The 23,210-nt window shown below is 62.4% G+C and carries 20 protein-coding genes; 16 read left to right on the top strand and 4 right to left on the bottom strand.

Annotated features, from left to right (window positions below):
• Position 1: 1 nt before the first annotated feature.
• The 8 genes from P273_RS0104325 (at position 2) to P273_RS0104290 (ending at position 10,376) form a co-directional block, all read left to right on the top strand.
• On the top strand, positions 2-1,705 hold the full coding sequence (locus P273_RS0104325) for a DivIVA domain-containing protein (protein ID WP_024627261.1): 1,704 nt from the start codon (positions 2-4) through the stop codon (positions 1,703-1,705).
• On the top strand, positions 1,702-2,976 hold the full coding sequence (gene dxr, locus P273_RS0104320) for a 1-deoxy-D-xylulose-5-phosphate reductoisomerase (protein WP_024627260.1): 1,275 nt from the start codon (positions 1,702-1,704) through the stop codon (positions 2,974-2,976). The genes P273_RS0104325 and dxr overlap by 4 nt, the downstream gene beginning before the upstream one ends.
• A complete protein-coding gene (gene ispG / locus P273_RS0104315) occupies positions 2,973-4,202 on the top strand; it encodes a flavodoxin-dependent (E)-4-hydroxy-3-methylbut-2-enyl-diphosphate synthase (RefSeq protein ID WP_172637242.1) in 1,230 nt (409 codons plus the stop codon). The genes dxr and ispG overlap by 4 nt, the downstream gene beginning before the upstream one ends.
• 101 nt (positions 4,203-4,303) lie before the next feature.
• Entirely contained in the window at positions 4,304-5,956 is a 1,653-nt protein-coding gene (locus tag P273_RS0104310; RefSeq protein ID WP_024627258.1) for an esterase, read from the top strand.
• 15 nt (positions 5,957-5,971) lie between these two features.
• The gene (recO, locus tag P273_RS0104305; RefSeq protein WP_024627257.1) at positions 5,972-6,694 is read left to right on the top strand and encodes a DNA repair protein RecO; all 723 of its coding nucleotides are present in this window, start codon (positions 5,972-5,974) and stop codon (positions 6,692-6,694) included.
• Positions 6,695-6,697: 3 nt separating this feature from the next.
• Entirely contained in the window at positions 6,698-7,492 is a 795-nt protein-coding gene (locus tag P273_RS0104300; protein WP_024627256.1) for an isoprenyl transferase, read from the top strand.
• 166 nt (positions 7,493-7,658) lie between these two features.
• The gene (locus tag P273_RS0104295; RefSeq protein WP_024627255.1) at positions 7,659-9,089 is read left to right on the top strand and encodes an amidohydrolase; all 1,431 of its coding nucleotides are present in this window, start codon (positions 7,659-7,661) and stop codon (positions 9,087-9,089) included.
• Positions 9,090-9,179: 90 nt separating this feature from the next.
• Entirely contained in the window at positions 9,180-10,376 is a 1,197-nt protein-coding gene (locus P273_RS0104290; protein WP_024627254.1) for an MFS transporter, read from the top strand.
• A gap of 241 nt (positions 10,377-10,617) precedes the next feature.
• On the opposite strand, the gene P273_RS0104285 is transcribed toward P273_RS0104290, so the two are convergent.
• The 4 genes from P273_RS0104285 to P273_RS0104270 form a co-directional block, all read right to left on the bottom strand.
• Complete coding sequence (locus P273_RS0104285) at positions 10,618-12,141, bottom strand: glycoside hydrolase family 32 protein (protein ID WP_024627253.1); 1,524 nt, start codon at positions 12,139-12,141, stop codon at positions 10,618-10,620.
• 50 nt (positions 12,142-12,191) lie between these two features.
• A complete protein-coding gene (locus P273_RS0104280; RefSeq protein WP_024627252.1) occupies positions 12,192-13,484 on the bottom strand; it encodes an MFS transporter in 1,293 nt (430 codons plus the stop codon).
• 257 nt (positions 13,485-13,741) lie between these two features.
• Positions 13,742-14,815 (bottom strand): LacI family DNA-binding transcriptional regulator, encoded by a 1,074-nt coding sequence (locus tag P273_RS0104275; RefSeq protein ID WP_024627251.1) that lies wholly within the window; start codon positions 14,813-14,815, stop codon positions 13,742-13,744.
• Positions 14,816-14,876: 61 nt separating this feature from the next.
• Positions 14,877-15,212, bottom strand: coding sequence for an MTH1187 family thiamine-binding protein (locus P273_RS0104270; protein WP_029676135.1), 336 nt, complete (start codon positions 15,210-15,212; stop codon positions 14,877-14,879).
• Between the two features lie 199 nt (positions 15,213-15,411).
• On the opposite strand from P273_RS0104270, the gene P273_RS0104265 reads away from it, so the two are divergent.
• The 8 genes from P273_RS0104265 (at position 15,412) to P273_RS0104230 (ending at position 23,181) form a co-directional block, all read left to right on the top strand.
• Positions 15,412-16,929: a glycine--tRNA ligase gene (locus tag P273_RS0104265; protein WP_024627249.1), complete on the top strand. Its 1,518-nt coding sequence runs from the start codon at positions 15,412-15,414 to the stop codon at positions 16,927-16,929.
• A 31-nt stretch (positions 16,930-16,960) separates the two neighbouring features.
• Positions 16,961-18,094, top strand: a complete 1,134-nt coding sequence (gene dusB / locus P273_RS0104260; protein ID WP_024627248.1) for a tRNA dihydrouridine synthase DusB — start codon at positions 16,961-16,963, stop codon at positions 18,092-18,094.
• A gap of 231 nt (positions 18,095-18,325) precedes the next feature.
• A complete protein-coding gene (gene ftsZ, locus P273_RS0104255; protein WP_024627247.1) occupies positions 18,326-19,498 on the top strand; it encodes a cell division protein FtsZ in 1,173 nt (390 codons plus the stop codon).
• Positions 19,499-19,516: 18 nt separating this feature from the next.
• On the top strand, positions 19,517-19,984 hold the full coding sequence (locus tag P273_RS0104250; RefSeq protein ID WP_024627246.1) for a cell division protein SepF: 468 nt from the start codon (positions 19,517-19,519) through the stop codon (positions 19,982-19,984).
• Positions 19,985-20,025: 41 nt separating this feature from the next.
• Positions 20,026-20,310, top strand: a complete 285-nt coding sequence (locus P273_RS0104245; protein WP_024627245.1) for a YggT family protein — start codon at positions 20,026-20,028, stop codon at positions 20,308-20,310.
• A 91-nt stretch (positions 20,311-20,401) separates the two neighbouring features.
• On the top strand, positions 20,402-21,709 hold the full coding sequence (locus P273_RS0104240; protein ID WP_024627244.1) for a DivIVA domain-containing protein: 1,308 nt from the start codon (positions 20,402-20,404) through the stop codon (positions 21,707-21,709).
• Between the two features lie 30 nt (positions 21,710-21,739).
• Entirely contained in the window at positions 21,740-22,255 is a 516-nt protein-coding gene (locus P273_RS0104235) for a signal peptidase II (RefSeq protein ID WP_051354120.1), read from the top strand.
• Positions 22,252-23,181, top strand: a complete 930-nt coding sequence (locus tag P273_RS0104230) for an RluA family pseudouridine synthase (RefSeq protein WP_024627242.1) — start codon at positions 22,252-22,254, stop codon at positions 23,179-23,181. The genes P273_RS0104235 and P273_RS0104230 overlap by 4 nt, the downstream gene beginning before the upstream one ends.
• Positions 23,182-23,210: the final 29 nt, after the last annotated feature.

Below are 23,210 nucleotides of genomic sequence, written 5' to 3'. Positions count from 1 at the left end.
GATGTCAGCTAAGCCTGATGCCCGTGGAACCGAGGCGACCATCGCGCGCTCGGGCAAGCGCAAGTGGGGATATGACACCAAGCAGGTGGATGCCTTCCTGGAGCGGGCGCACTCGCTCTATGAGAGCCAGGACCCTGATCTGACCCAGGAGGAGATAGCCAACGCCTCCTTCGACCTGTGCAAGAACGGCTATATCATCACCCAGGTGGACGCTGCCCTCTCCCGACTGGAAAGGGTGATTTCCGACAGGCAGACCAGTCTGGAGATAGCCCGGGTGGGCGTGGATGGTTGGACGACCAGAATGGTCAGTCTGCAATCCGAGCTGACCGCTCATGCCGGCAGGCCCTCTGGCAGCGTTTTCAAGCGCGGGGATCCCGGCATGCCCTCATACGACTGCAAGCAGGTGGAGCGGCTGATTGAGCAGGTGCTCAACAAGACCTCTGACCAACTCAACCTGCAGGAGGGGCGGAAGGCGGACTCGGGCAAGTCGAAGAATACCGACATCACGGCTGACCGCGTCTCCAATGTCATCTTCACCCAGCGGCGGGGCCCCAAGGGTTACGACGAGCGCCAGGTGGACTTCTTCTTGGCCAAGGCCGTCGAGCTTCTGGAACAGCTGGAGTCCTTCGCCAGGGTCAGCGAGAGGGCTAAAAGGGCAAGCGCGAGTTCAACAGCGCCTGCCGCTGCTCCCGCCCAATCGCAGCTTCCAGTGCAGGACTCCTCAGCTTCGGGGGTTCAGCCGCTGATCGGACAGAGTCAGGAACCCGCCTGGAGCATCCCCAGTGACTCTGCTCTTGCGGGTGACCAGAGCGGTCAGGACGATTTCGCTCAACTGCACCAGGCAGAACGGGCCATCTTCGATGCTCCTACCACAAGCACGCAGACAGTGCCGACGGCGCAACCTAACAGCTCTTTAAGTGCTCTGGCTTCGGCGGTCAACCAGCGACTGGCCCAGGAAGGCGCTGGAGCGGCCGTGGATACTGGTGTTGATACACCTTCGGCAGCTTCAGCCCGGTCTGCGTCCTCAGCCGATGTCGGCGGCGGAACGGCCGTTGCTCCTGCAAATCCGGTTGTCTCAGCTCGGCCTGAATCGGTTATGCCCGCCTCAGCGCCAGCCAGCCATACTCCCGCAGTCCCCGCTGCAGGATCAGCTGCACCTGCGTCGGCTGCGCAATACATGCCCTTCAACTCGACGGCCTCTTCTTCGCCTTCCCCGGCGCCGCAGACTCCCGAGCCGACAGTATTCCAGCCGACCCCTTCGACGCCTGCCGTCTCCGCCCCGTCCACTTCGACAGGGGCTGCCTTCGTTCCTTCCACAAGATCGGAATCACCGGTGTCCCCTTCGACCGATGCCAACGTTGAAGACTCGTCTACGCCAGGATCCACCTCAGTTATCTCCTCGCCCTTCGTTGACGGCCCTCTGGGCGCAGGCGGGCCTCTGGGCAGCTATGAGGAGCCGGCACCAGCAGTGCCTGAGACCCAGGATCGTCCCTGGGCCGAAACAGCCGAAAGCAGCACGGATACGCCCGACTGGGCCAAGCCTCGGTACTCGCAAAACACGCAGGGGAATAAGCAGAACCAGGATCCGGATTCCTACCTGAACTCCCTGCTCAACCAGGATCTGCCCAAGATGGATCTGGATATCCCCGATATTTCGTTCCCAGCTTTCGGTGATGAGGGAGAGCAGGATAAAGGCGGTCGATGAGTCATTTGGCAGTGGTAAATGCAGGCGGGCAGGCCGGTTTCTCGGCCGAGCGTGAACGTACCTTGGCGGATTGGTCGCCCAGGACCGATGCCGACCAGTCTCGCAGTCTGGTCATCCTGGGATCCACAGGGTCCATCGGCACTCAGGCCTTGGATCTGATCAGTCGTCATAGGGACCGGTTCCGGGTGACTGGGTTGGCTGCCGGCGGCGCCCATGTCGAGCTGTTGGCCCGTCAGGCCCGAAATTTTGGCGTGACCCGTCTGGCTCTGGCCGACAAGGACCGGCTTCCGACCCTGCAGCAGGCTCTCAAGGCCTTGGGATTGACTGGTATCCAAGTAGAAGCGGGTATGGAGGCTGTCCAGGCTCTGGCCGGCTCAGGCAGTGATCTGGTCCTCAACGGCATCACCGGATCAGTAGGTCTGCGCCCCTCCATTGCGGCCCTGCAGGCCGGATCCCAGCTGGCTCTGGCCAACAAGGAGTCCGTGGTGGCCGGTGGCCATCTGCTCTTTGATGCCGAGATAAGGCCTGGCCAGATCAACCCGGTCGACTCCGAGCATTCAGCCATCTGGCAGTCCCTGCGTTCAGGGCAGCACGGAGAGGTGGCCCGTCTGGTGGTCACCGCCTCAGGCGGTCCCTTCCGGGGCTGGAGCCGCGACGCCATGCGCCAGGTCACCCCTGAGCAGGCCCTGAACCATCCGACCTGGTCCATGGGGCCGGTGGTCACCATCAACTCCTCCACCATGGTCAACAAGGGTCTGGAGGTCATCGAGGCCAGTCGACTCTTCCGCATTGAGCCCGAGAGGATCACTGTGGTGGTTCACCCCCAGTCCGTGGTCCACTCCATGGTTCAGTTCCAGGACGGGGCCACCATAAGCCAGGCCTCGCCCCCTGACATGCGTCTGCCCATCGCCTTGGGCCTGTCGGCGCCCGCCCGTCTTGACCATGTGGCTGCGGCCTGCGACTGGTCCAAGGCCAGCACCTGGACTTTCGAGCCCCTGGACGACCAGGCTTTCCCGGCGGTCAACCTGGCCAGGCGGGCTCTGGGCAGCTGTGAGCCCATGACCGCGGTCTTCAATGCCGCCAACGAGCAGGCTGTCAGGGCCTTCTTGGATCACCGGCTGCCCTACCTGGACATCGTCGAAACCATCCGTTCAGTCATGGATGCCATGGAAACGCATCTTCCGGGAACATTCACATCCGTGGAGGTAATGGAGCAAGTCGAGCATGAGGCACGCCAAAGGGCCGATGCTTTGATAGACATGACAGCGTGAGTAGCATTCCCAAGACCGAACAGTCAACATCCTCCCAGGGATTCCGCAAGACAGGCGAGCAGGCCATCAGCGAGACTCCGCTGCATCCTCGTCGCCGCTCCCGTCGGATCATGGTGGGGCCTGTGCCGGTCGGCGGGGGCGCCCCCATTTCGGTGCAGTCCATGACCAACACGGTCACCGCTGACATCAACGCCACCCTGCAGCAGATCGCCGAGCTGGCCGCCGCCGGCTGCGACATCGTAAGGGTGGCTGTGCCCAGCCAGGACGATGCCGACGCGCTTCCCATCATTGCGAAGAAGTCGCCCATTCCGGTCATCGCCGACATCCACTTCCAGAGCAAGTACGTCTTCCAGGCCATCGACGCCGGTTGCGCAGCCGTCAGGGTCAACCCGGGCAACATTCGCAAGTTCGACCAGGTCGGCCCTGAGATTTGCAAGGCCGCCACCGATGCAGGCATCTCCCTGCGCATCGGCGTCAACGCCGGCAGCCTGGACAAGGACATCTACGCTCGCTACGGCGGCCCCACCCCTGAGGCCCTGGTCGCCTCGGCCTTGAAAGAGGCCCACATGTTCGAGGACGTGGGCTTCCACGACTTCAAGATCTCCGTCAAGCACCACGATCCCGTCACCACGGTCCAGACCTACCGGCTCCTGGCCTCCAAGGGTGACTGGCCCCTCCACCTGGGCGTGACCGAGGCCGGGCCCTCCTGGCAGGGGACCATCAAGTCCTGCCTGGCCTTCGGCGCACTTCTGGCCGAGGGTATCGGCGACACTATTCGTGTTTCCCTGTCCGCGCCGCCTGTGGAAGAGGTCAAGGTGGGTTGCAAGATTCTGGAGTACCTAGGGTTGCGCCAGCGCCACTTCGACATCATCTCCTGCCCCTCCTGCGGCAGGGCCCAGGTGGATGTGATCGAACTGGCCAAGGAGGTCACCGAGGGGCTCAAGGACATCACCGCCCCCATCCGGGTGGCCGTCATGGGCTGCATCGTCAACGGACCCGGCGAAGCCAGGGAGGCCGACCTGGGGGTGGCTTCGGGCAACGGCAAGGGCCAGATTATCATCAAGGGCAAGGTGGTGCAGACCGTGCCCGAGGACCAGATTGTCCCCACCCTGCTGGAACGGGCCAAGGAAATCGCCGCCCAGATGGATGCCAAGGCGGCGGCCCAGGGCGAAACCCTACCGGAGGCAGGGCCCATGGTGGTTCCGGTCACCGGTCGTGCCAGCTGAGGGCGTAAGCGCCATCCCCGCCACCGGCTACAATGACCGACGTGTCCCAAGAGGTTGAGCGTTCCCTCCCTGTAAGTGGGTGGAGCAGGGTCAGGCGGCTAATGACCAGCCTGCCCGTCTTCATCATCCTCATGGGTCTGCTGGCCTCTGTCTCTCACCTGACCGCCGTCCCTTGGAAATACGAACCGGTGGATCAAAATTTTCCCACCCTGACTTCGGACACCGCGGTTACCTTCGACTGGCCTGCCGGGGTTGACAGGGATACCGTGGGGCAGTACCAGGTCGAATCCCGTCACCAGGAACTGAACGTGGAGCGGCCCTCCACCGGCGAGCACCAACGCATCCGAATATTGATTCGCGCTCCCAAAGGGGCTTCAGAGCATCGGCCGGCCGTGGTCTTCATGCACGGCGCCGGTTACGGCACCTGCGACAACTCCTTCGGGGACGTGGCTCGTACCATGGCCTCTGCCGGGTTCGTCACCGCCGTGCTGGACAAGCCGGTCTGGTCCACCACGGATGCAGACCGGGACTATCCCGCCTCGGCCAAGGCTTACGAACGGGTTGCCAATCTGCTGCGCGACCGGGATGATGTGGATGCATCCAAGGTAGGCATCTATGCCACCAGTGAGAGTACTTGGATCGCCGCCATGTTGCTGACCATGGACCACCGTATCGCCTTCCAGATCCTGCTGAGCCCCATGGTCTATTCCCCGCGGCATGCCATGGGCTTCTTCGTGGCCCAGGATTTCGCCATTGCCGGGGCCAACCAGGGCTACCAGTCGGTGGTCCGCCGGCTCTTCAGCACTGATGCCTCCCTCCTGGGCCTGAACAATCTGGATATCGATCCCACCGACCGCTACACCTATGCCATTCCCACCCTCTTGGCCTACGGAGCCAAGGACGTCATGACCGCCCAGGTGGAGGGTGTGCAGCGCGTACTCTCCCAGGCCCATGCCTCGGGCAACGAGAACGTCACTGTGCGGTCCTACCCGGTCTCCAACCATGTGCTGCGGCTGGGGGATGAGGCCCGGACCGGCACGCCCCTGGCCGACCACTACCAGCAGGACATGGTTGACTGGGCTGTGGGTCAGGTCCATGGCCTGCATCAGACCAGCCCCAGCGTGGGCGGGGCCACCATCCACCAGTCCATTGCCGTGCCTACTGACCTGCGCGGGCGGCGCTCGCTGACAATCTATATGTTGGTCCTGCACCTGCTGACCCTGGTGCTTTTGCTGGCGGCCCTGGTCATGGCCCTGGTGGCCGGTCTGATGAAGTTGTTCCGTCTGCGCCGACGCAAGGATCCGGTCCTGGGCTTCAGCCATGGCTTCGGCGGCACCTTGGTCACCATCACCGGCACCACCCTGGCTACCCTCGTCCTTTTCGGAGCTGGCCTGGGTCAGGTCATCATGGCTGTGGTGCGCCTGGGTTGGGGCGGCGTGCCCGACCAGGCCGGGGTCAGCTACTGGAGCTGGCCGGTCATCCAGGTGGTCTGCGCCCTGGTCATCTGGGCCTGGTCGCGTACCTTCGCCCGCATGGTCGAGGTCGCCTCGCTCAGGGGACTGGACCGGCTACCCGACCAGGTCCGCACAAGCAAGGCCGGCGGCCCCACTTTGCGTCAGCAGATGCGCAACTTGGATCCCAGGCCGGTTCTGGCCTCCACCCGCTTTGGCGTTGCACTCTTCATCGTCACCACCCTGGCTATGTTCGGGGTCCTGTTGATCTTCGCCTTCTGGGGTCTGTTCATCTACCAATGAAAGGACGGGACCGTCGTGGCCATCTATCGTGACGAGGGCCTGGTCCTCAGAACGGTCAAACTGGGTGAGGCCGACCGGATCGTCACCATTCTGACCAGGGGGCACGGCAAGGTCAGGGCCGTGGCCAAAGGGGTGCGACGGACCAAGTCCCGCTTCGGCGCCAGGCTGGAGCCATTCATGCGTGACGACCTGCTCATCTCCCGCGGCCGGAACCTGGACATCGTCTCCCAGGCGGTCTGCATAGCCGCCTATGCGGATGCCATATGCGCCGATTATGACCTCTATGCCAACGGGGGCGTCATGCTTGAGACCGCCGACAAGCTGGTGGTGGGCGAGCACGAGCCGGCTCCGGAGCAATACCGTCTGCTGGCCTCCGCCCTGGCCAGCCTGGCTGGTCACCGGCATGATCCCCGGGATATCGGTGCCTCCTATTTGCTGCGGTCCCTGGCGCTGGCTGGCTGGAGGCCCAGGCTGGATTCCTGCATCGTCTGCGGGCGAACCGACCAGCTGACCCATTTTTCGGTGCCTGGCGGAGGGGTGGTCTGCAGTAGGGACAGACCTACTGATGCCGTGGCAGTGGATTCCGCTACCCTGGCACGCTTCCGTGCCCTGAGCAGCGGGGACTGGTCCAAGCTGGACGGCAAGGGCTCCACCCCTCTCTGCGATGGTCTTGTTGAGAAATGGGGCGAATATTACCTGGAGCGGCCCATTAGATCTCTGCGGCTATTAGATTCTTGAAACATGAGCTTTGACCCCGTCGACTACACCTCCCTGGATGTGCCCGCAGCCCCCTTCTCCGATCCCGCGCGTATCCCGCAGTTCCCCGAGGGCTCAGTCCCGCGGCACCTGGGTGTGATCATGGACGGGAATGGCCGCTGGGCCAAGCAGAGGGGCATGGAGCGTACCCAGGGTCACCGGGCCGCCGAGCCGGTGGTCTTCGACACCATAGCCGGGGCCATTGAGGCCGGGGTCCGATATTTGAGCCTCTATACCTTCTCCACGGAGAATTGGAAGCGCTCGCCGGCCGAGGTCCGCTTTCTGATGGGTTTCTCCCGGGACATCATCCACCGTCGGGTGGCCCAAATGGACGACTGGGGAGTGCGCGTGCGCTGGGCGGGCCGCCGCCCTCGGCTCTGGAAGTCGGTCATCGACGAGCTGGAGGCGGCCATGGAGCGCACCCGCCACAACACCAGGATCGATGTGATCTTCTGCATCAACTACGGGGGCAGGGCTGAGCTGGCCGATGCGGCCACAGACATCGCCCGAGAAGTTGCGGCCGGGCAGATCAAGGGCTCCAAGGTGACCGAAAAGATGATCGCCCAGCACCTTTACAACCCCGACATTCCGGATTGTGACCTGGTCTTGCGTACCTCGGGGGAGCAGCGCACCTCCAACTTCCTGCCCTGGCAGGCGGCCTATGCGGAGCTGGCCTTTGTGCCCGAGCTCTTCCCCGACTGCGGGCGCGAGGTACTCTGGCGGGCCATCGACGATTACATCCACCGGGATAGGCGCTTCGGCGGCGTGCAGAATACCTGAGAAAGCAGACCCTCCCATTTTGTGAGGTTAGCCATAGTCGTCCAAATTTACGCGCCTGAACATTCTCGTAACGCCCATAAAAGGTAGTCTGTGACTTATCACAGCGGAGCAGGCCATGTCCGCCGTGGAAATCAGCGCAGCAAACGAAACGAAGGAGTCGACAGGCGTGGACGACAAGCAACGCATCATGCAGATCATCGAGGATAAGTCACAGGAGTTCATCGAGGCGGCCGATCATATTTGGGGCACCCCTGAGACCAGGTTTGCAGTCAAGGAGTCGGTCCAGCAGCACTACAAGGTGCTTGAGCAGGAGGGCTTCGAGATCGAGAAGGGCGTGGGCCATATGGACTATGCCTATGTGGCGACCTGGGGTTCGGGCCGTCCGGTAATCGGCATCACCGGCGAATATGATGCCCTGGGAGGCCTCAGCCAGGTGGCCGACCTGGGCGAGCACAAGCCCTTGGTCGAGGGCGGCAACGGGCAAGGCTGCGGCCACAACATCCTGGGCATGGCGGCCGTCGCGGCCGGAGTCGGGATCAAGACCTTCATGCAGGAGAAGGGCCTCAAGGGGACCATCAAGGTCTTCGGCTGCCCAGCTGAGGAGTCGGGTTATGGCAAGGCCTTCATGGCCAGGGACGGGGTCTTCGACGGGCTGGATCTGGCCCTGTCCTGGCATCCCTCGGATGTGACCCAGGCCTGGGGTTCCTCCAGCCTGGCGGTCCTGCAGGCCTACTTCGACTTCACCGGCGTGCCGGCGCACGCGGCTGCGGCTCCCGAGCTGGGCCGAAGCGCCCTGGATGCCGCAGAGCTGATGAACGTGGGCGTGCAGTTCCTGCGCGAGCACATGATCGATGCGGCCCGCGTGCACTACGCCTTCATCGACGCAGGCGGCGAGTCGGCCAACGTGGTGCAGTCCCATGCCCGTCTCTACTACTTCGTGCGCGCCCCCAGGATGGATCAGGCACAGGATCTGTTCAAGCGTGTTGAGAAGATCGCCCAGGGTGCGGCCCTGATGACCGAGACCCAGGTCAAGGAGGAGTTCGACGCGGCCTGCTACAACTTCATTCCCAACCATCCGCTGACCGAGGCCATAGACAGGAACCTGGACCTCGTCGGCCCACTACCCCTGGACCAGCAGGAGCTGGACTATGAGCGCCGCTACACGGACACGGTTCCCGAGGCCGGCAAGCAGCGGGTGCTCAGCCGCACCAAGGAGGCCTTCCCCGATCTGACGGATGAGGAAGTCAGGAAGATGGCCGAGTCGACCATGGCCCTGAAGAAGTATCCACTGGTCTTCACCGATACGGCATCGGGATCCACCGACGTCGGCGATGTCAGCTGGCAGACGCCCACCGCCCAGTTCAGCGGCGGGTTCGAGCCCCAGGGCACCTCTGCTCACTCTTGGCAGTGGGCGGCCAACGGCAAGTCCTCAGTGGCTCACAAGGGCCTGCTGGCTGCGGGCAAGACCTTGGCCTTGACCGCCTACGATGCCTTTACCAACCCGGATCTGGTCAAGGCCGCCAAGGAGGACTTCGACAAGACCTTCGCCGGTCAGGAGTACAAGGTCGTCATTCCTGACGATGTGATGCCCCACTGACCTCTACTGTTCGGCTGCCGCCAGGCCCTGTGATCCTTGCGGATCACCTTGCCCGGCGGCGGCCGGTTTCTACTGAAGGATGACAGACCAATGGCAATCAAGCAATCCTCAAAAACGGCGAGCGGAACGCTGATCTTTTCCCTGATGGCCGGTTACTCGATCGTGTACATGGACAAGAACATGATCTCGACCGCCATCATCCCCATCTCCGAGCAGTTCCACCTTGACTCGGGGCAGACAGGCATCATCATGTCGGCCTTCTTCCTGGGATACTCGCTCATGCAGATTCCCAGCGGCTGGCTGGCCGACCGGCTTGGGGCCAAGCGTGTGCTGATGGCCTCCATGATCATCATCGGTCTGTTCAGTTACCTGTTCGGACTGGCCAATGGTCTGGCCTTCTTCATCATCGTCCGGTTCTTCGCTGGCATGGGCCACGGTGGCTATCCGCCCTCCTGCTCCAAGTCGATCGCGGAGAACTTCCCCCAGGAACGGCGCACCTTCGTCCAGTCCCTGATCCTGTCCACCTCGGGCATCGGCGGTATCCTGGCCTTCGTCCTGGGCGCCAACCTGGTCGCCATCAACTGGCACCTGGCATACGCTGTGCTGGGCACCCTCTATCTACTGGCCTTTGTCTGCATCCTGATCTTCGTGCCCTCCAAGCCCCGCCAGCCCGAGGTTGACCAGAAGCCCGGAGCCAAAGGGGCAGGGTTCCTCGAGGTTCTGAAGAACCGGAACGTGCTGGTCCTCTTCGTGGCCATGCTGCTGCTGAACATCCTCCTGTACGGCAATATCTCCTGGATGCCCACCTTCATCAAAAACACCTTCGGGCTCTCGATCGGCCAGGCAGGCATTCTGCTGGCGGTCAATGCGGTCTTCACGACCGTTGCCACCATCTACGCCGGTCAGTTGCTCTCGAAGCTCTTCCTGGGCAGGGAGAAGTTGGCCATCCTGGGTGCCGGGGTGATCAGCGCCGTCCTGGTCGTATGCTTCGTCTTCTCGCGCAACATCTGGCTCTCCCTCCTGCTGCTGATCCTGGTATCCTGCGTCTCCGTGGTGGCCTTCACCGGCATCTTCACCTGGCCCCACAAGATCATGGACCCGCATATCATCGGATCCGCCATCGGCATCATCAACACCGGCGGCACCCTGGGCGGATTCCTGGCCCCCATGATCATCGGCTATCTGGTCAAGGCGGCTGGCGGTTCCTTCGTCGGAGCCTTCCTCTTCATGGGTGCGGCGGCCATTGCCTCCGGGTTGATGGCTCTGCTGGTCAAGGTCGGCAAGTAAAGCCTGGGCCGGATCGGCCACATCAATGGCTTCTGGTCTCGAAGATTAGGCGGCTGTGGCGCAGTCATGGCCGCTGGTCCATGGCAGGGAGTCAGTGTCAAAGAGTCGGTACCTCTTCTGGGATCTTCGATTCTTTGGTGCTCGCCACGGATGCTTGAAGGCGATGCTTGTCAAGCAAAAGGCCCGCCCCCTGAGTTATTTCAGAGGGCGGGCCCTTCCTATGCTGACTAGGGGAGTTGGATCAGCGATCCGGCTCTTCCCAGATGGTGCCCAGTCTGGCGATGGAGAGGGAGTCGATCAGGGCCTTGCCCTCGCCGGACTCGGCGATCAGGCGGATGCCGCGGGGTCCTTCGGCAGGGAAGGAGTAGGAGGACATGATCTCCAGCCCGTCGTTGACGACGACCTCGATCGAGCCCCGGTCCACGATGATACGCAGTTTGAGTTTGCCCGAGGACTTGTCGACGGGTGCTGTGCGGTAACCCCGATCCCCGTAGGTGTTGCAGTGGCGGTCCAGCACCACGCGGCCCAGCTGGTCGTCATAGCAGACCAGCGTATGATCGCCTGACTGGGTCCGGTGAATCTCCAGACCGATGCGCTCGGCCTGGGACTTGGCCAGGTCGATTTCCATAGTGATGTCGGCGGTCTGCGCGTCGTCCACCAGATCCTGGCTGCCGTTGACCTCCAGCTCGATGGGGCCGAAGTCCTGCTGGTCCTGGTCCAGGTTGGAGAACTCGCGTATGGGCAGGCAGCGCAGATGATCACCTGCCAGGGTGACCTCGCGGGGCACGGTGAACTGGCCACACCAGCCATCCTCCTGCATGGGTATGGGCTCGGTGAAGGGACTCATCCAGCCGAATACCAGCCGACGGCCGTCAGGGGCCTGGAAAGTCTGCGGGGCATAGAAGTTGTGGCCGTCATCCCAGAGGTGGAATTCAGTCTCCTGATGGAAGTCGCCGCCGGGCTGCCAGCTGCCGATTACATAGCCGGCGTTGTTGTGGTTGCGGGCTTCGAATCCATGGGGTTTCAAGCCCATGGCCGAGTAGCAGATCACCCACTTGTCCTCCAGGGGGAACATATCGGGGCATTCCAGCATGAAGACCTCGGGGTCGGGGTGCCGATAGATCACCCGGTCGAAGGTCCAGTGCTCCATGTCATTGGAGGTATACATCCAGATCTCGCCCCGGTGGGCGGGGGTGCTGACTCCGAAGACCATGTACCAGAGCCCGCCCATCTTCCACACCTTGGGGTCACGGAAGTGCAGGATCTTGTCGTCGGGGCAGGGGACCACAACACCCTTCTTTTCGAAGTGGATACCGTCGGAGGAGACGGCCATGCACTGCTCCTGGAGGTTGCCGTCATCATCGTTGACCCCATTGCGCCAGCGGTGACCGGTGTAGTAGATGGTCAGGCGGCCGTCGTCGCCCACCACGGCCGATCCGGAGAAGACCCCGTCCTTCTCGACCTCAAGGGTGGGTGCCATGGCCAGGGGCTCGCGCCGCCAGGTGACCAGGTCGGTGCTGGAAACATGCCCCCAGTGCATGTTTCCCCACTCGCTCCCGTAGGGGTTGAGCTGGAAGTAGGCATGATAGCGCCCTTTGTAGTAGCTCAGGCCGTTCGGGTCGTTGATCCATCCGGCCTTGGAGGCGATGTGGCACTGGGGATACCAGCGGTCATTACGAGTGGCGAAGAGCCGATCGATGCTCTTCTGGGCCTTGTCCAGCTGAGCGCTCATATCGGCGTTTTCCTTGGTTACTGACTGGTTCATCCTTGAATCCTTTCGGGTTGGATGGGTGCTGATGATGGTTGATCTGGGGATCAGCCCTGGGTCACGGCGGACTTCTGCGAATCTCTGATGAAGGGATCGCCGTCAACCTGCTGGTCGTCGCGCTTGAGCACGAAGATACCGTAGATCAGGGCAGCGAGCACCACCAGGGAGATGGTGTAGAAGGTGACCCGGTCGCCGGCCCGGTCGTGGAGCATGCCCAGCGGAGTGGATAGGGCCACCTGGCCGACCTGGGAGGCGATCTGGAAGCCCACCATGTAGAGGGTGGCGGACAGCTTGGGGTTGAAGTGCAGGGTGAAGTAGCGGAAGGCTGGCAGGCTGAAGAGCGGGACCTCGATGGAGTGGAAGAGCTTGACGATGGAGACCATGACCGGGTCGTGGAAGAAACCGCACAGGCCGATCCTGGCGAACATGACCGTGGCTCCCAGCAAAAGTGAGTTGCGCACGCCAATCTTGCGCATGATTACGGGAACCACGCCCATCATGGCCGACTCCAGGAAGACCTGGAAGGAGTTGAGGATCCCGTAGACCTGGTTGCCCAGCTGGGGCGTGGCGAAGAGGTTGGCGTAGTAGGTGGGGAACATCTGCTGGTCGAAGACCGTGTAGAAGGTGTTGGTGAAGATCATGAAGACGATCAGCAGCCAGAGGGCCGGCATACCCAGTACATGGAGCATATCCCTCAGTGAAGGCTGGGATTTCTCACCCTCGGGGGTCGATTCACGGCTGATCTCCTCGCGCTGCTCGTCGGGAATCCAGAAGGCGTAGACCAGGAGCATGCACAGGCCGAAGGCTGAGCCCAGCCAGAAGTTGATCATGGGGTTGATGTTGAAAACGAAGCCGGCGATCAAAGCTACGATGGCGTAGCCGAAGGAGCCCCAGGCCCTGGACTGTCCGTACTCGAAGCCGAACTTGCGTGAGTAGCGTTCGGTGATGGCCTCTATCAGGGAGCAGCCAGACATGAAGCCTGCAGAGAGGACCACTGCGCCCAGCATGGCGCCCAGCATCATGTTGGTGTGCATGAGCGGAGCATAGATGAATTGGACGAAAGGTCCCACCAGGGCGGCGATGGCAGCGATGAAGATGGCTAGACGGCGCTTGACTCCCAACTCGTCCTGGATGACTCCGTAGACGAACATGATGATCAGGGTTGCCACGGAATTGATGGAGTAGATCTTGCCTACCTGCGTGTTGTTCATTCCCAGGCCCGTCACCAGCCACCGCTGGTAGAAGGACCACCAGATGCCCCATGCGCAGAAGAAGAAGAATATTCCTGTGGAGGATTCCAGATAGGATGGGTTCCTCCACGCCGATGATTTGGCGGCCATGCTGCCCCTCTTTCCTTGTTGTGCACCGCTTCTCCGCAGTGCCTCCTGGTTCGATGCACTTCCTGTGTGCAGAGCGAATCCTGGTAGGTATAGTAGGCCGTCAATCGATTTACGTCAAACGATTGACGGATACTGTGCGTGCCTGTGAGCACGATTAGCAACTAGCAGGGGATGCCGGCCTATTGGCAGTTTGCACGAAGCCCTCCAGACTTCGGCCTTGTTTCACCATCTTGCGATGAGGAGGGGTGTGTACGGCTTTAGTGGCTTGTTGGAACCGTGTCCAAGGCGGCATCAAGGCGAGTGGAGCCCTTGCGAATAAGCGCGCAATGGATACGTACCCCGCCAGCTTGATCGAGCGGGGGCAGGGTGGCACGAGTTTCGGGCAGGGGCAGGGAAACGCGACGGGGATTGATTTGCGCCAGTAGTCGCCGTACCGCCCAGAAGCCCATCTCGTAATGGGGCAGTTCGACGGTGGTCAAGGGGGGTGCCGTGGTTTCGGCTATAACCTGGTGGTTGTCCACGCCTACCAAATTGAGGTCCTTGCCGATGATCAGATGGCGCGCAGCGGCGGCCTGGTAGAGGTAGAAGGAACGCGAATCATTGAAGCAGAAAACCCCATCGGGGTGTTGGTCATCCATCAGGTCGTTTGCCTGATCCATGGCGTCCTGGTTGAACCCGACCAGTCGGGTCAAGGCCTGACTTGTGGGTAAGCCAGCTTCCTTGAGAGCTGTGTGATATCCGCGCATTCTGTCTTCTTGCGCCGGCAGATCCTGTGTGGTGCCCAGGTAGGCTACCCGATGGCAGCCTGACTCGATCAGGTGGCGGGTGGCATCGTAGCCAATCAGAAACTCATCAGGGGCGATGCTTGGACAGCGGTTGGCTCGCTCTGTCGCGTTGACGACCACAGCAGGGCAGGAACGCAGAGCCTGGGGCAGGTCCACCTCCTGGTCGTACATCTTGGCGAAGAGGAATCCGTCCACTCCATAGCGCTTCAGGGCCTGGATCTGCTCGGCTTCCCGAGCGCCCCCATCGGTGGAGACAGTGAGAAGCATGTAACCACGTTCGGCTGCCGCATCTTGGGCACCCTGAATGATGGCGCCAGCGTAGGGCGTGGTGGCCACCTCTTCGCTGATAAAGCCCAACATGCCGGTCTTGCTGGTACGCAGCGACCGGGCCATGGGATTGGGCCGATAGCCCAGGGTCTTGGCTGTGCTGCGCACCTTTCGGGCAGTTTCCGATTTGACTCTGCCCTTATCGCGGCCGTTGAGCACCAGAGAGACAGTGGAGACGGATACACCTGTGCGTTCGGCGATCTGCTTCATCGTGATCATGGGCATACCTTAACTTGCTCAGGCGATTTCAGCCCGGCTGATCTTCAGTGACAGGGTGCTTTCAGCGGTTTTCCCCGCCCAGGATCCGGTCGACCCGCTCCACCTTCTCGTGGATCTGATCCCGCTTGCCGGGACGGATGTCCAGCCTGAGACTGACACCGGTTCTGTATCCCTGTTCGGCCAAGACCCGCGTGGCTTCTTCCACGACCTCCATGACCCGATGCAGATCCCCTTCGACGACGGTGCTCATGGCATTGGTCTGGTTGGGCAGCCCCGAATCCCTGATGACCTTGATGACCTGGGCCACATAGGTGGATAGCTCCTCACTCTGACCAGAGGGCGCAATGGTGACCTCGGCTACGGTGTTCAGGTAGGATGGGTCATTTATGTCGGGCATATCGGGAACCTTTCCTCGTCGACTGGGGTTGGCAGGCAGGATGCCCGGTGTCCCCCCTGCGGTCACCTGCGCGGCCTCCCGCACCTGCCTTGATGGTAGGCCTCTACGCTGACAGCAGGTCACCCGCCGAAGGTATGCTGGAGGCCGGTCATCAGGTCGTATGTCCCCAGGAGGGGCTCCCGAGCAGAAGGTGTGATCAGTGGCAGTATCGAAACTGGATGAGGTCATTTCCCTGGCCAAGCGCCGAGGATTCGTCTTTCCCGCAGGGGAGATCTACGGCGGGACGCGCTCAGCCTGGGACTATGGCCCCCTGGGCGTTGCCCTCAAGGACAACATCAAGCGTGAGTGGTGGCGGTCCATGGTGGTCACCCGCGACGACGTGGTCGGCGTGGACACCTCGGTCATCCTGCCCACGGCGGTCTGGGAGGCCTCGGGCCATGTGTCCGTATTTAATGACCCCCTGATCGAGTGCCTGAACTGCCACAAGCGGCACCGGGCCGATACCTTGGAGGAGGCCTACGTCGAAAAGCACGGCCATGATCCGGAAAACGGCCTCAAGGACATTCCCTGCCCGGACTGTGGCACCAAGGGACAGTGGACCGAGCCGCGCGACTTCAATATGATGCTGCAGACCCACCTGGGGCCCGTCCAGGACGAGAAGAGCCTGCACTATCTGCGTCCCGAGACCGCCCAGGGCATCTTCGTGGACTTCAAGTCCGTCATGGCCTCCTCCCGCTCCAAGCCCCCCTTCGGCATCGCCAACATGGGCAAGAGCTTCCGCAACGAGATCACGCCCGGCAATTTCATCTTCCGTACCCGTGAATTCGAGCAGATGGAGATGGAGTTCTTCGTCCACCCCGGTACCGACGAGCAGTGGCACCAGTACTGGATCGACGCCAGGACCCGTTGGTACGTGGACCTGGGCGTCAAACCCGAGAACCTGCGCCACTACGAGCACCCCAAGGAGAAGCTGGCCCACTATTCCAAGCGGACCGTGGACATCGAGTACCGGTTCGGCTTCCAGGGCTCCGAGTGGGGCGAGCTGGAGGGTGTGGCCAACCGCACCGACTACGACCTCAAGGCTCATGCCGAACATTCGGGCGAGGATCTGAGCTACTTCGACCAGGCCAGCGGGGAACGGTATATTCCTTACGTGATCGAGCCTGCGGCCGGTCTGACGCGCTCGCTGATGGCCTTCCTGGTCGATGCCTATGACGTGGACGAGGCACCCAACACCAAGGGCGGGGTCGATAGGCGCACCGTGCTGCGTCTGGACCCAAGGCTGGCACCGGTCAAGGCCGCCGTCCTGCCCCTGTCCAAGAAGCCCGATCTGCAGCGGATCGCCCATGACCTGGCCGCCGACCTGCGCCAGAATGAGTGGATGGTGGACTACGACGAGTCCGGCGCCATCGGCCGTCGCTACCGTCGCGAGGACGAGATCGGCACGCCCCTGTGCATCACCGTGGACTTCGACACTCTGGACGACAAGGCGGTCACCATCCGCAACCGCGACTCCATGCAGCAGGACCGGGTGGCCCTGGACCAGGTGGAGGACTATGTGCGCCGAGTCGTCGGTGAGCAGCGGGTGCGTTACCCCATGGGCCCATCCGACCTGACCGGTTCACGTGCCGCTGACGGCTACACGGACCTGGCCAGCGAGCCGGGCACGGACGAGAGCGAACCCATCAAGGTGGCCGAGGCCGGTGGCCGGTACTGAGACAGATCGCCCGACCCCGAAGGTTGCCCCGGTGCAGCTGGGCCCGATAGCCGTGCCTGTGCCGGTCATGCTTTCGCCCATGGCGGGCGTGACCAACTGGCCCTTCCGCCTGCTCTGCCGCGAGTACGGACCCGACGGACTGTATGTGGGGGAGATGGTGACGGCCCGGGCCCTGGTGGCGCGCAACCCCAAGGCCTTCCGGCTCTGCCGCTTCGCCCCCCAGGAGAAGGTGCGCTCCCTGCAGCTGTATGGGGTGGACCCTCAGATCATGGAGCAGGCCACCCGGATGGTGGTTGATGCAGGCTGGGTCGATCATATTGACATGAACTTCGGCTGCCCGGTACCCAAGGTCACCAGGCATGGCGGCGGATCCGCCCTGCCTTGGAAGACCGATCTCTTCGCCGAACTGGTCCATCGGGTGGTTGCTGTCTGCTCGCCTGCCGGAATCCCTGTCACCGCAAAGATCCGTGTGGGCATCGACCACCAGCACGAGACCTTCCTGGAGGCGGCCCACATCGCCCAGGAGGAGGGGTGCGCCGCCGTGACCTTGCACGCCAGAACCACGGCTGAGTACTACGGCGGCCATGCCGACTGGGACCGGATCGCTCAGCTGGTCCAGGCCGTTGACATTCCCGTCTTCGGCAACGGCGACATCTGGACCGCCGAGGATGCCTTGGACATGTTTGCCCAGACCGGCTGCGCAGGCGTGGCCATCGGCCGGGGTTGTCAGGGCCGACCTTGGCTCTTTGCCGACATCGCGGCGGCCTTGGCTGGTTCCCCGGAACGGCAGGAGCCCACCCTGGGCCAGGTGGGAGCCATCATGGCCCGTCATGCCCGGCTTCTGGTCGAGTTCTACGACGGCGACGAGCGCATGGCCGTCCACGATATGCGCAAGCATGTGGCCTGGTATCTCAAGGGCTTCGCCGTGGGTGGCCAGGTGCGCCGCGACTTCATGGCCTGCGAGAGCCTGGAGGATCTGGACCGTTGCATCGCCGATCTGGACCAGGACATGCCCTATCCGCGGGCCGTGGCCGGCAAGCCCCGGGGTCGGGTCCGCTATGCCAAGAAGGTCCGTCTGCCCTATGGCTGGCTGGATTCGCGGACCACCACCCATCAGGAGCGCGAGACGCTCTTCGGCAACGACCCCATGGATGCCTCCTACTGAAGCCGAAAATATTCTCGTCACCAACCATGCGCATCCGGGTCTAGAATCAGGGTTTAGAATACGGACAGAACGGCGTGGAGGTTCTTTCGGAAGGCCAGGGCGGTTGGCTCTGACCTCCCGGACCCTAGGCCCACGGCCGTCAGGGAGGGTCGGAACGCCTGTGGGCAAATGCGTGTTGGCGTATACGACCTGCGCTAGAGTTGAGCGTAACGTGAGTGACGGGAGCATACTGTGAGCGAGATTGCCCAGAATGACAATTTCAATGACAAGACCAACATCAAGGTCGTTGGTGTTGGTGGAGCCGGTGGCAATGCTGTCAATCGCATGATCGCCGAGGGTCTGCAGAATGTCGAGTTTGTTGCCATCAATACCGATGCCAAGGATCTCCTGCGCTCAGAAGCCGATGTAAAGATCTCCCTTTCTGATGCCAACAGTCGCGGCCTGGGGGCCGGAGCCGATCCGGAGAAGGGCGCCAAGGCTGCCCAGGACCATCAGTCTGACATTGAAGAGGTTCTCAAGGGCGCCGATATGGTCTTCGTCACTGCAGGGGAGGGCGGCGGCACAGGCACTGGCGCCAGCCCACTGGTGGCGCGTGCAGCCCGTCAGCAAGGTGCGCTCACCATCGCCGTAGTCACCCGGCCATTCACCTTTGAGGGACCCAGGCGCTCCGCTTCCGCCGAATCGGGCATCGAGAACCTGCGCAAGGAGGTCGATGCCCTTATCGTTATCCCCAATGACCGGCTTCTGGATCTCTCGGATCGCACGGTCTCGGTCATGGATGCCTTCAAGACCGCCGACACGGCTCTGCTGGCCGGCGTTCAGGGCATCACCGACCTGATCACCATGAACTCCTATATTCACGTGGACTTCTCCGATGTCACCGCCATCTTGAAGGATGCCGGCACCGCCCTCTTCGGTATCGGCGCAGCTAGGGGTGAGGATCGAGCCACCCAGGCCGCCGAGATCGCCATCTCCTCCCCGCTCCTGGAGGAGAGCATCGAGGGTGCCCATGGGGCCCTGATCAATGTGGCCGGCCCCACCGACCTGAGCATGCAGGAGGCATCCGCTGCCGCCCAGCTGGTCCAGGATGCCATCCATCCCGAGGCACAGATCATCTGGGGCCTGGCCTTGGACGACGCCTACGGGGACGAGGTGCGAGTCACGGTCATCGCCGCCGGATTCGATCCCACACCAAAGAAGGACGAGACCCAGGCCCCTGCAGTGGACACGACCACCGCACCGGCAGCGGCCACCCCGGTCCAAGAGCCCCAGCAGCCGCTGACAACCCCTTCCGTTCAGACGGAATCCGATGAGACCTCCGAACACGATGTGGTGCCCCCAGCCTCCGGCGACGACGGCACCTCCGACCCGGGATATCTGGATATCCCTGACTTTCTGCGGTAATCAGGCGAAGGAGCAGGTATGGCAGGATTGATGAAGAACGCAATGTCCTTTTTCGGCATGTCGGACGTTGTGGACGACGATGACGACGACCTGGCCGATGATGAAGAGACCAGCGATGGCTTCGACACCGATCACTCTGTGACTCCTATGGCTCCGCAATCCACGTCCAGCAGCCAGGAGACCGAGTCCACGCCCTTCCAGAGCCGGATCAACCGCATCACCACCATCCATCCCAAGTCCTACGAGGATGCCCAGATGGTCGGCAGGGCCCTGCGGGACGGGGTGCCGGTGGTCCTCAACCTGACCGGCGTGTCCGAGTCGGTGGCCTACAGGATCGTTGACTTCTCCGCCGGCGTGGTCTTCGGGGTACGCGGCTCCATTGAGCGGGTCACCCCCCGGGTCTTTCTGCTCAGTCCTGCACAGGTCAACATCAAGGTGGAGGAGCCCGAGTCAGGCTCTTCTGCCAAGGGGCTTTTCGCTCAGTGAGCGATGCCCCGATAGACGTGTCCGCAGGAGCCTAAAGACGCATGCTTGTTCCTTTTCTTCGATATCTGGTAGACATCTTCATCGATACCTATCTGTTGATTCTCTTTGTACGGATGATTCTTGACTGGGTCATGGTTTTGTCGCCACGCTGGTACCCCCGTGGCTTCGTAGCCTCGCTCATTCAGGTCATCTATGCCTTGACTGAGCCGCCCCTGCGTTGGCTGCGCCGGTACATTCCGCCCTTGCCCATGGGCAGGATCCAGCTTGACGTCTCCTTCATGGTGCTCTATGCCGCCCTGATCATCATCCAGGTGCTGCTGGGGTAAGAGCAAGACCGCGGATACGGCAGACTCCGTGCTAGCATGCAGTAAGAGAACACAATCGGGCTGGTTGGCCTGAAGCGAGGTGGAGAAACATATGGCTCTATTGACGCCTAATGACATAAGGGAGCATACCTTCCAGACAGTGCGGTTTAAGGAAGGCTACGACGTCGACGAGGTCGACGACTTCCTGGATCAGGTCACCGATACGGTTGAAGCTTTGGGTAAGCAGGCCATGCAGGGCAACGCCGCTTCCACCCAGTCCTTGGGTACCGATGTGGCCTCGCTGAACTCCAAGATTTCCGACCTGACGGCACAGGTGGAATCCCTGCAGACGGAAAACAGGGATCTGAAGCAGGCCCAGGGTTCAGCCGCTCAGCAACAGCCTGCCGTGGACGCACAGACCAAGCGACTGCTGGCCGAGTCCCAGAGCCAGGTCAAGACCCTGGCCTCGCAGAACGATCAGCTCAAGCGCCAGGTCGAGCAGCTCAACTCCCAGATCGACCAGCTTACCGCCCAGGCCGCTGCGGGCAACAACACCCAGGCGCTGACCAACCAGTTGACGGCCATGCAAAAGGAGCGCGACCAGGCCCGCCAGCAGGTCCAGGCGCTGACCAACCAGCTCAATGCTTCCCAGCAGGGCATGGCCACGGCCCGCCAGCAGGTCACCCAGGCCCAGAAGGCTTCTCAGGAGCAGCAACAGCGCACTGAGCAGCTGAACAAGGAGCTGGAGGAGTCCCGCAAGCGCGAGGAGCAGCTGCGCCAGCAGGTCTCCAAGGCCGAGCCCTCCACCGAAACCGGCAGCCTGCAGCGGATCGCGGGCGCTGGCGCCGAGGCCAGCAGCGAACCCGAGAGGGCCACCGCCATGCTCACCCTGGCCATGCAGCTGCACGACCAGTACGTAGACAAGGGCAAGGCCAACGCCTCCCAGCTGGTTGCCGAGGGCCATGCCCAGCACGACGACATCGTCAAGAAGGCAGAGGATTACTCCAAGAGGACGCGCGCCGAGGTGGACGAGTACTCCAAGCGAGTCCACTCCGAGGCTGATGGCTACTCACAGCGCGTACGCTCCCAGGCCGACGAGTACTCGGTCAAGACCCGTTCCGATGCGGACGCCTATTCCAAGCGTCAGCACACCCAGGCCGACGAGTACGAGACTCAGGTGCAGACCCGGGCGCAGGAGTACGACAAGAACACCCGCGACAGCGCCGACCGCTATGCCGCCGATGTCAAGAACAAGCTCATGGATCAGTCCAAGGTTCTGGAGGAGAACATCCAGGGACTCAAGCAGTTCGAGGCGGGCTACCGCAGCAAGCTGACCGAGTTCCTCAACCAGCTGATCAACCAGATCTCGGACACCAGCAATTACCAGTCCATGGAAAAGAAGCCCGAACAGGCTCACTGATTCCGTCCGGTAATGACGAAGAACACATCTATGAGACGGCTGCGCGGGCGCGTGGCCGTCTTCGTCGCTCTGGCGGCAGTAGCTATAGCCTTGGACCAAGTGACCAAGGCCCTGGCTCTGGCGCGGCTGGGCAACGGTGTCAGGGTGGCTCTGCCTGGACCGTTGCGTGGACTGCGTCTGGTACGCAACCCTGGGGCCTCTCTTGGACTGGGGTCGGGGAGTACCTGGGTCATATCGTTGATCGCGCTGGCCGCCTGTCTGCTCATTATTGCTCTGGCTCTGCGCACCACCTCCATGGTCTGGACCCTGGTTCTTTCCCTGGCCTTCTCCGGGGCAGCGGGCAATCTCATCGACCGGGTGGCCTATGCCTCCGGTTTTCTTGACGGTGCCGTGGTCGACTTTCTGGACTACGGCTGGTCGGTGGGCAATGTGGCCGACATCTATCTGACTCTGGCCGGTGTTGTCGTAGTGGTGCTCATTGCCTGCAATGTGCGCTTCAGGGACAGGGACAAGCCCGAAGAACATGGGGGAGGAGCGGCCAAGTGACCCGGCTTCTTCCCGCGCCGGATGCCCTGGTGGGTCGGCGCCTGGATATGGCCCTGTCCAAGATGCTGGGCCTGTCCAGGGCCAAGGCCAGCGATCTGGTGGCCCAGGGCCATGTGCGGATCATGGGCCGTCGGGTGAACAAGGCCACCACCCTGATGAGCGGCGATCTGATTGAGCTGGACGAGCCCGAGCCAGCCAAACAGGTGGAGCCGGTGGCCGAGGACATGCCCGTGGTCTATGAGGACGAGGACGTGGTCGTCGTCGACAAGCCAGTGGGGGTGGCAGCGCATCCCTCCATAGGCTGGACCGGCCCAACCGTTCTGGGCAGCCTCCTGCAGCGGGGCACCCACATCACCTCCATGGGGGCCCAGGGCCGTCAGGGCATCGTCTCCCGCCTGGACGCGGGCACCAGCGGCCTCATGCTGGTCTGCAAGTCCGATCTGGCCTATAAGGAGATGCGCCGGCAGTTCGCCCGGCATGAGGTGGTCAAGATCTACCACGCCCTGGTTCAGGGCAATCTTTCCGAGGATAAGGCCACCATCGAGGCCCCCATCGGACGGGCCCGGGTCTCGGACTTCCGCTTCACGGTCACCCCTGCCGGCAAGGAGGCCATCACCCACTGGGATGTGCTGGAGCGCTTCGGCTCGGCCACCCTGGTCAGCGTCAATCTGGAGACCGGGCGCACCCATCAGATACGCGTGCACTTCTCCTCCATAGGCCATCCCCTGGTGGGCGACCACATGTATGGGGCCAACCCCGACCTGGCGGACAGGCTGGGTCTGAAGCGGCAGTGGTTGCATGCCATGCGTCTGGAATTTCGCCATCCCCGCACCAAGATCTGGACCACTGTGGTCTCCTCCTACCCGGCCGACTTGCGCCGCTCCCTGCAGATCGAGCGCCAGAACGCCACTGGTATACGCAGCTAGCGGACTCCGGCGATTCGGCCAGGGTCCTG

Source organism: Bifidobacterium sp. A11 (genome assembly GCF_000499185.1).
GTDB classification, from domain to species: domain Bacteria; phylum Actinomycetota; class Actinomycetes; order Actinomycetales; family Bifidobacteriaceae; genus Bombiscardovia; species Bombiscardovia mizhiensis.
Note: the sequence above shows the minus strand (reverse complement) of the source record. Positions and strands in the feature narration are given on the sequence as shown.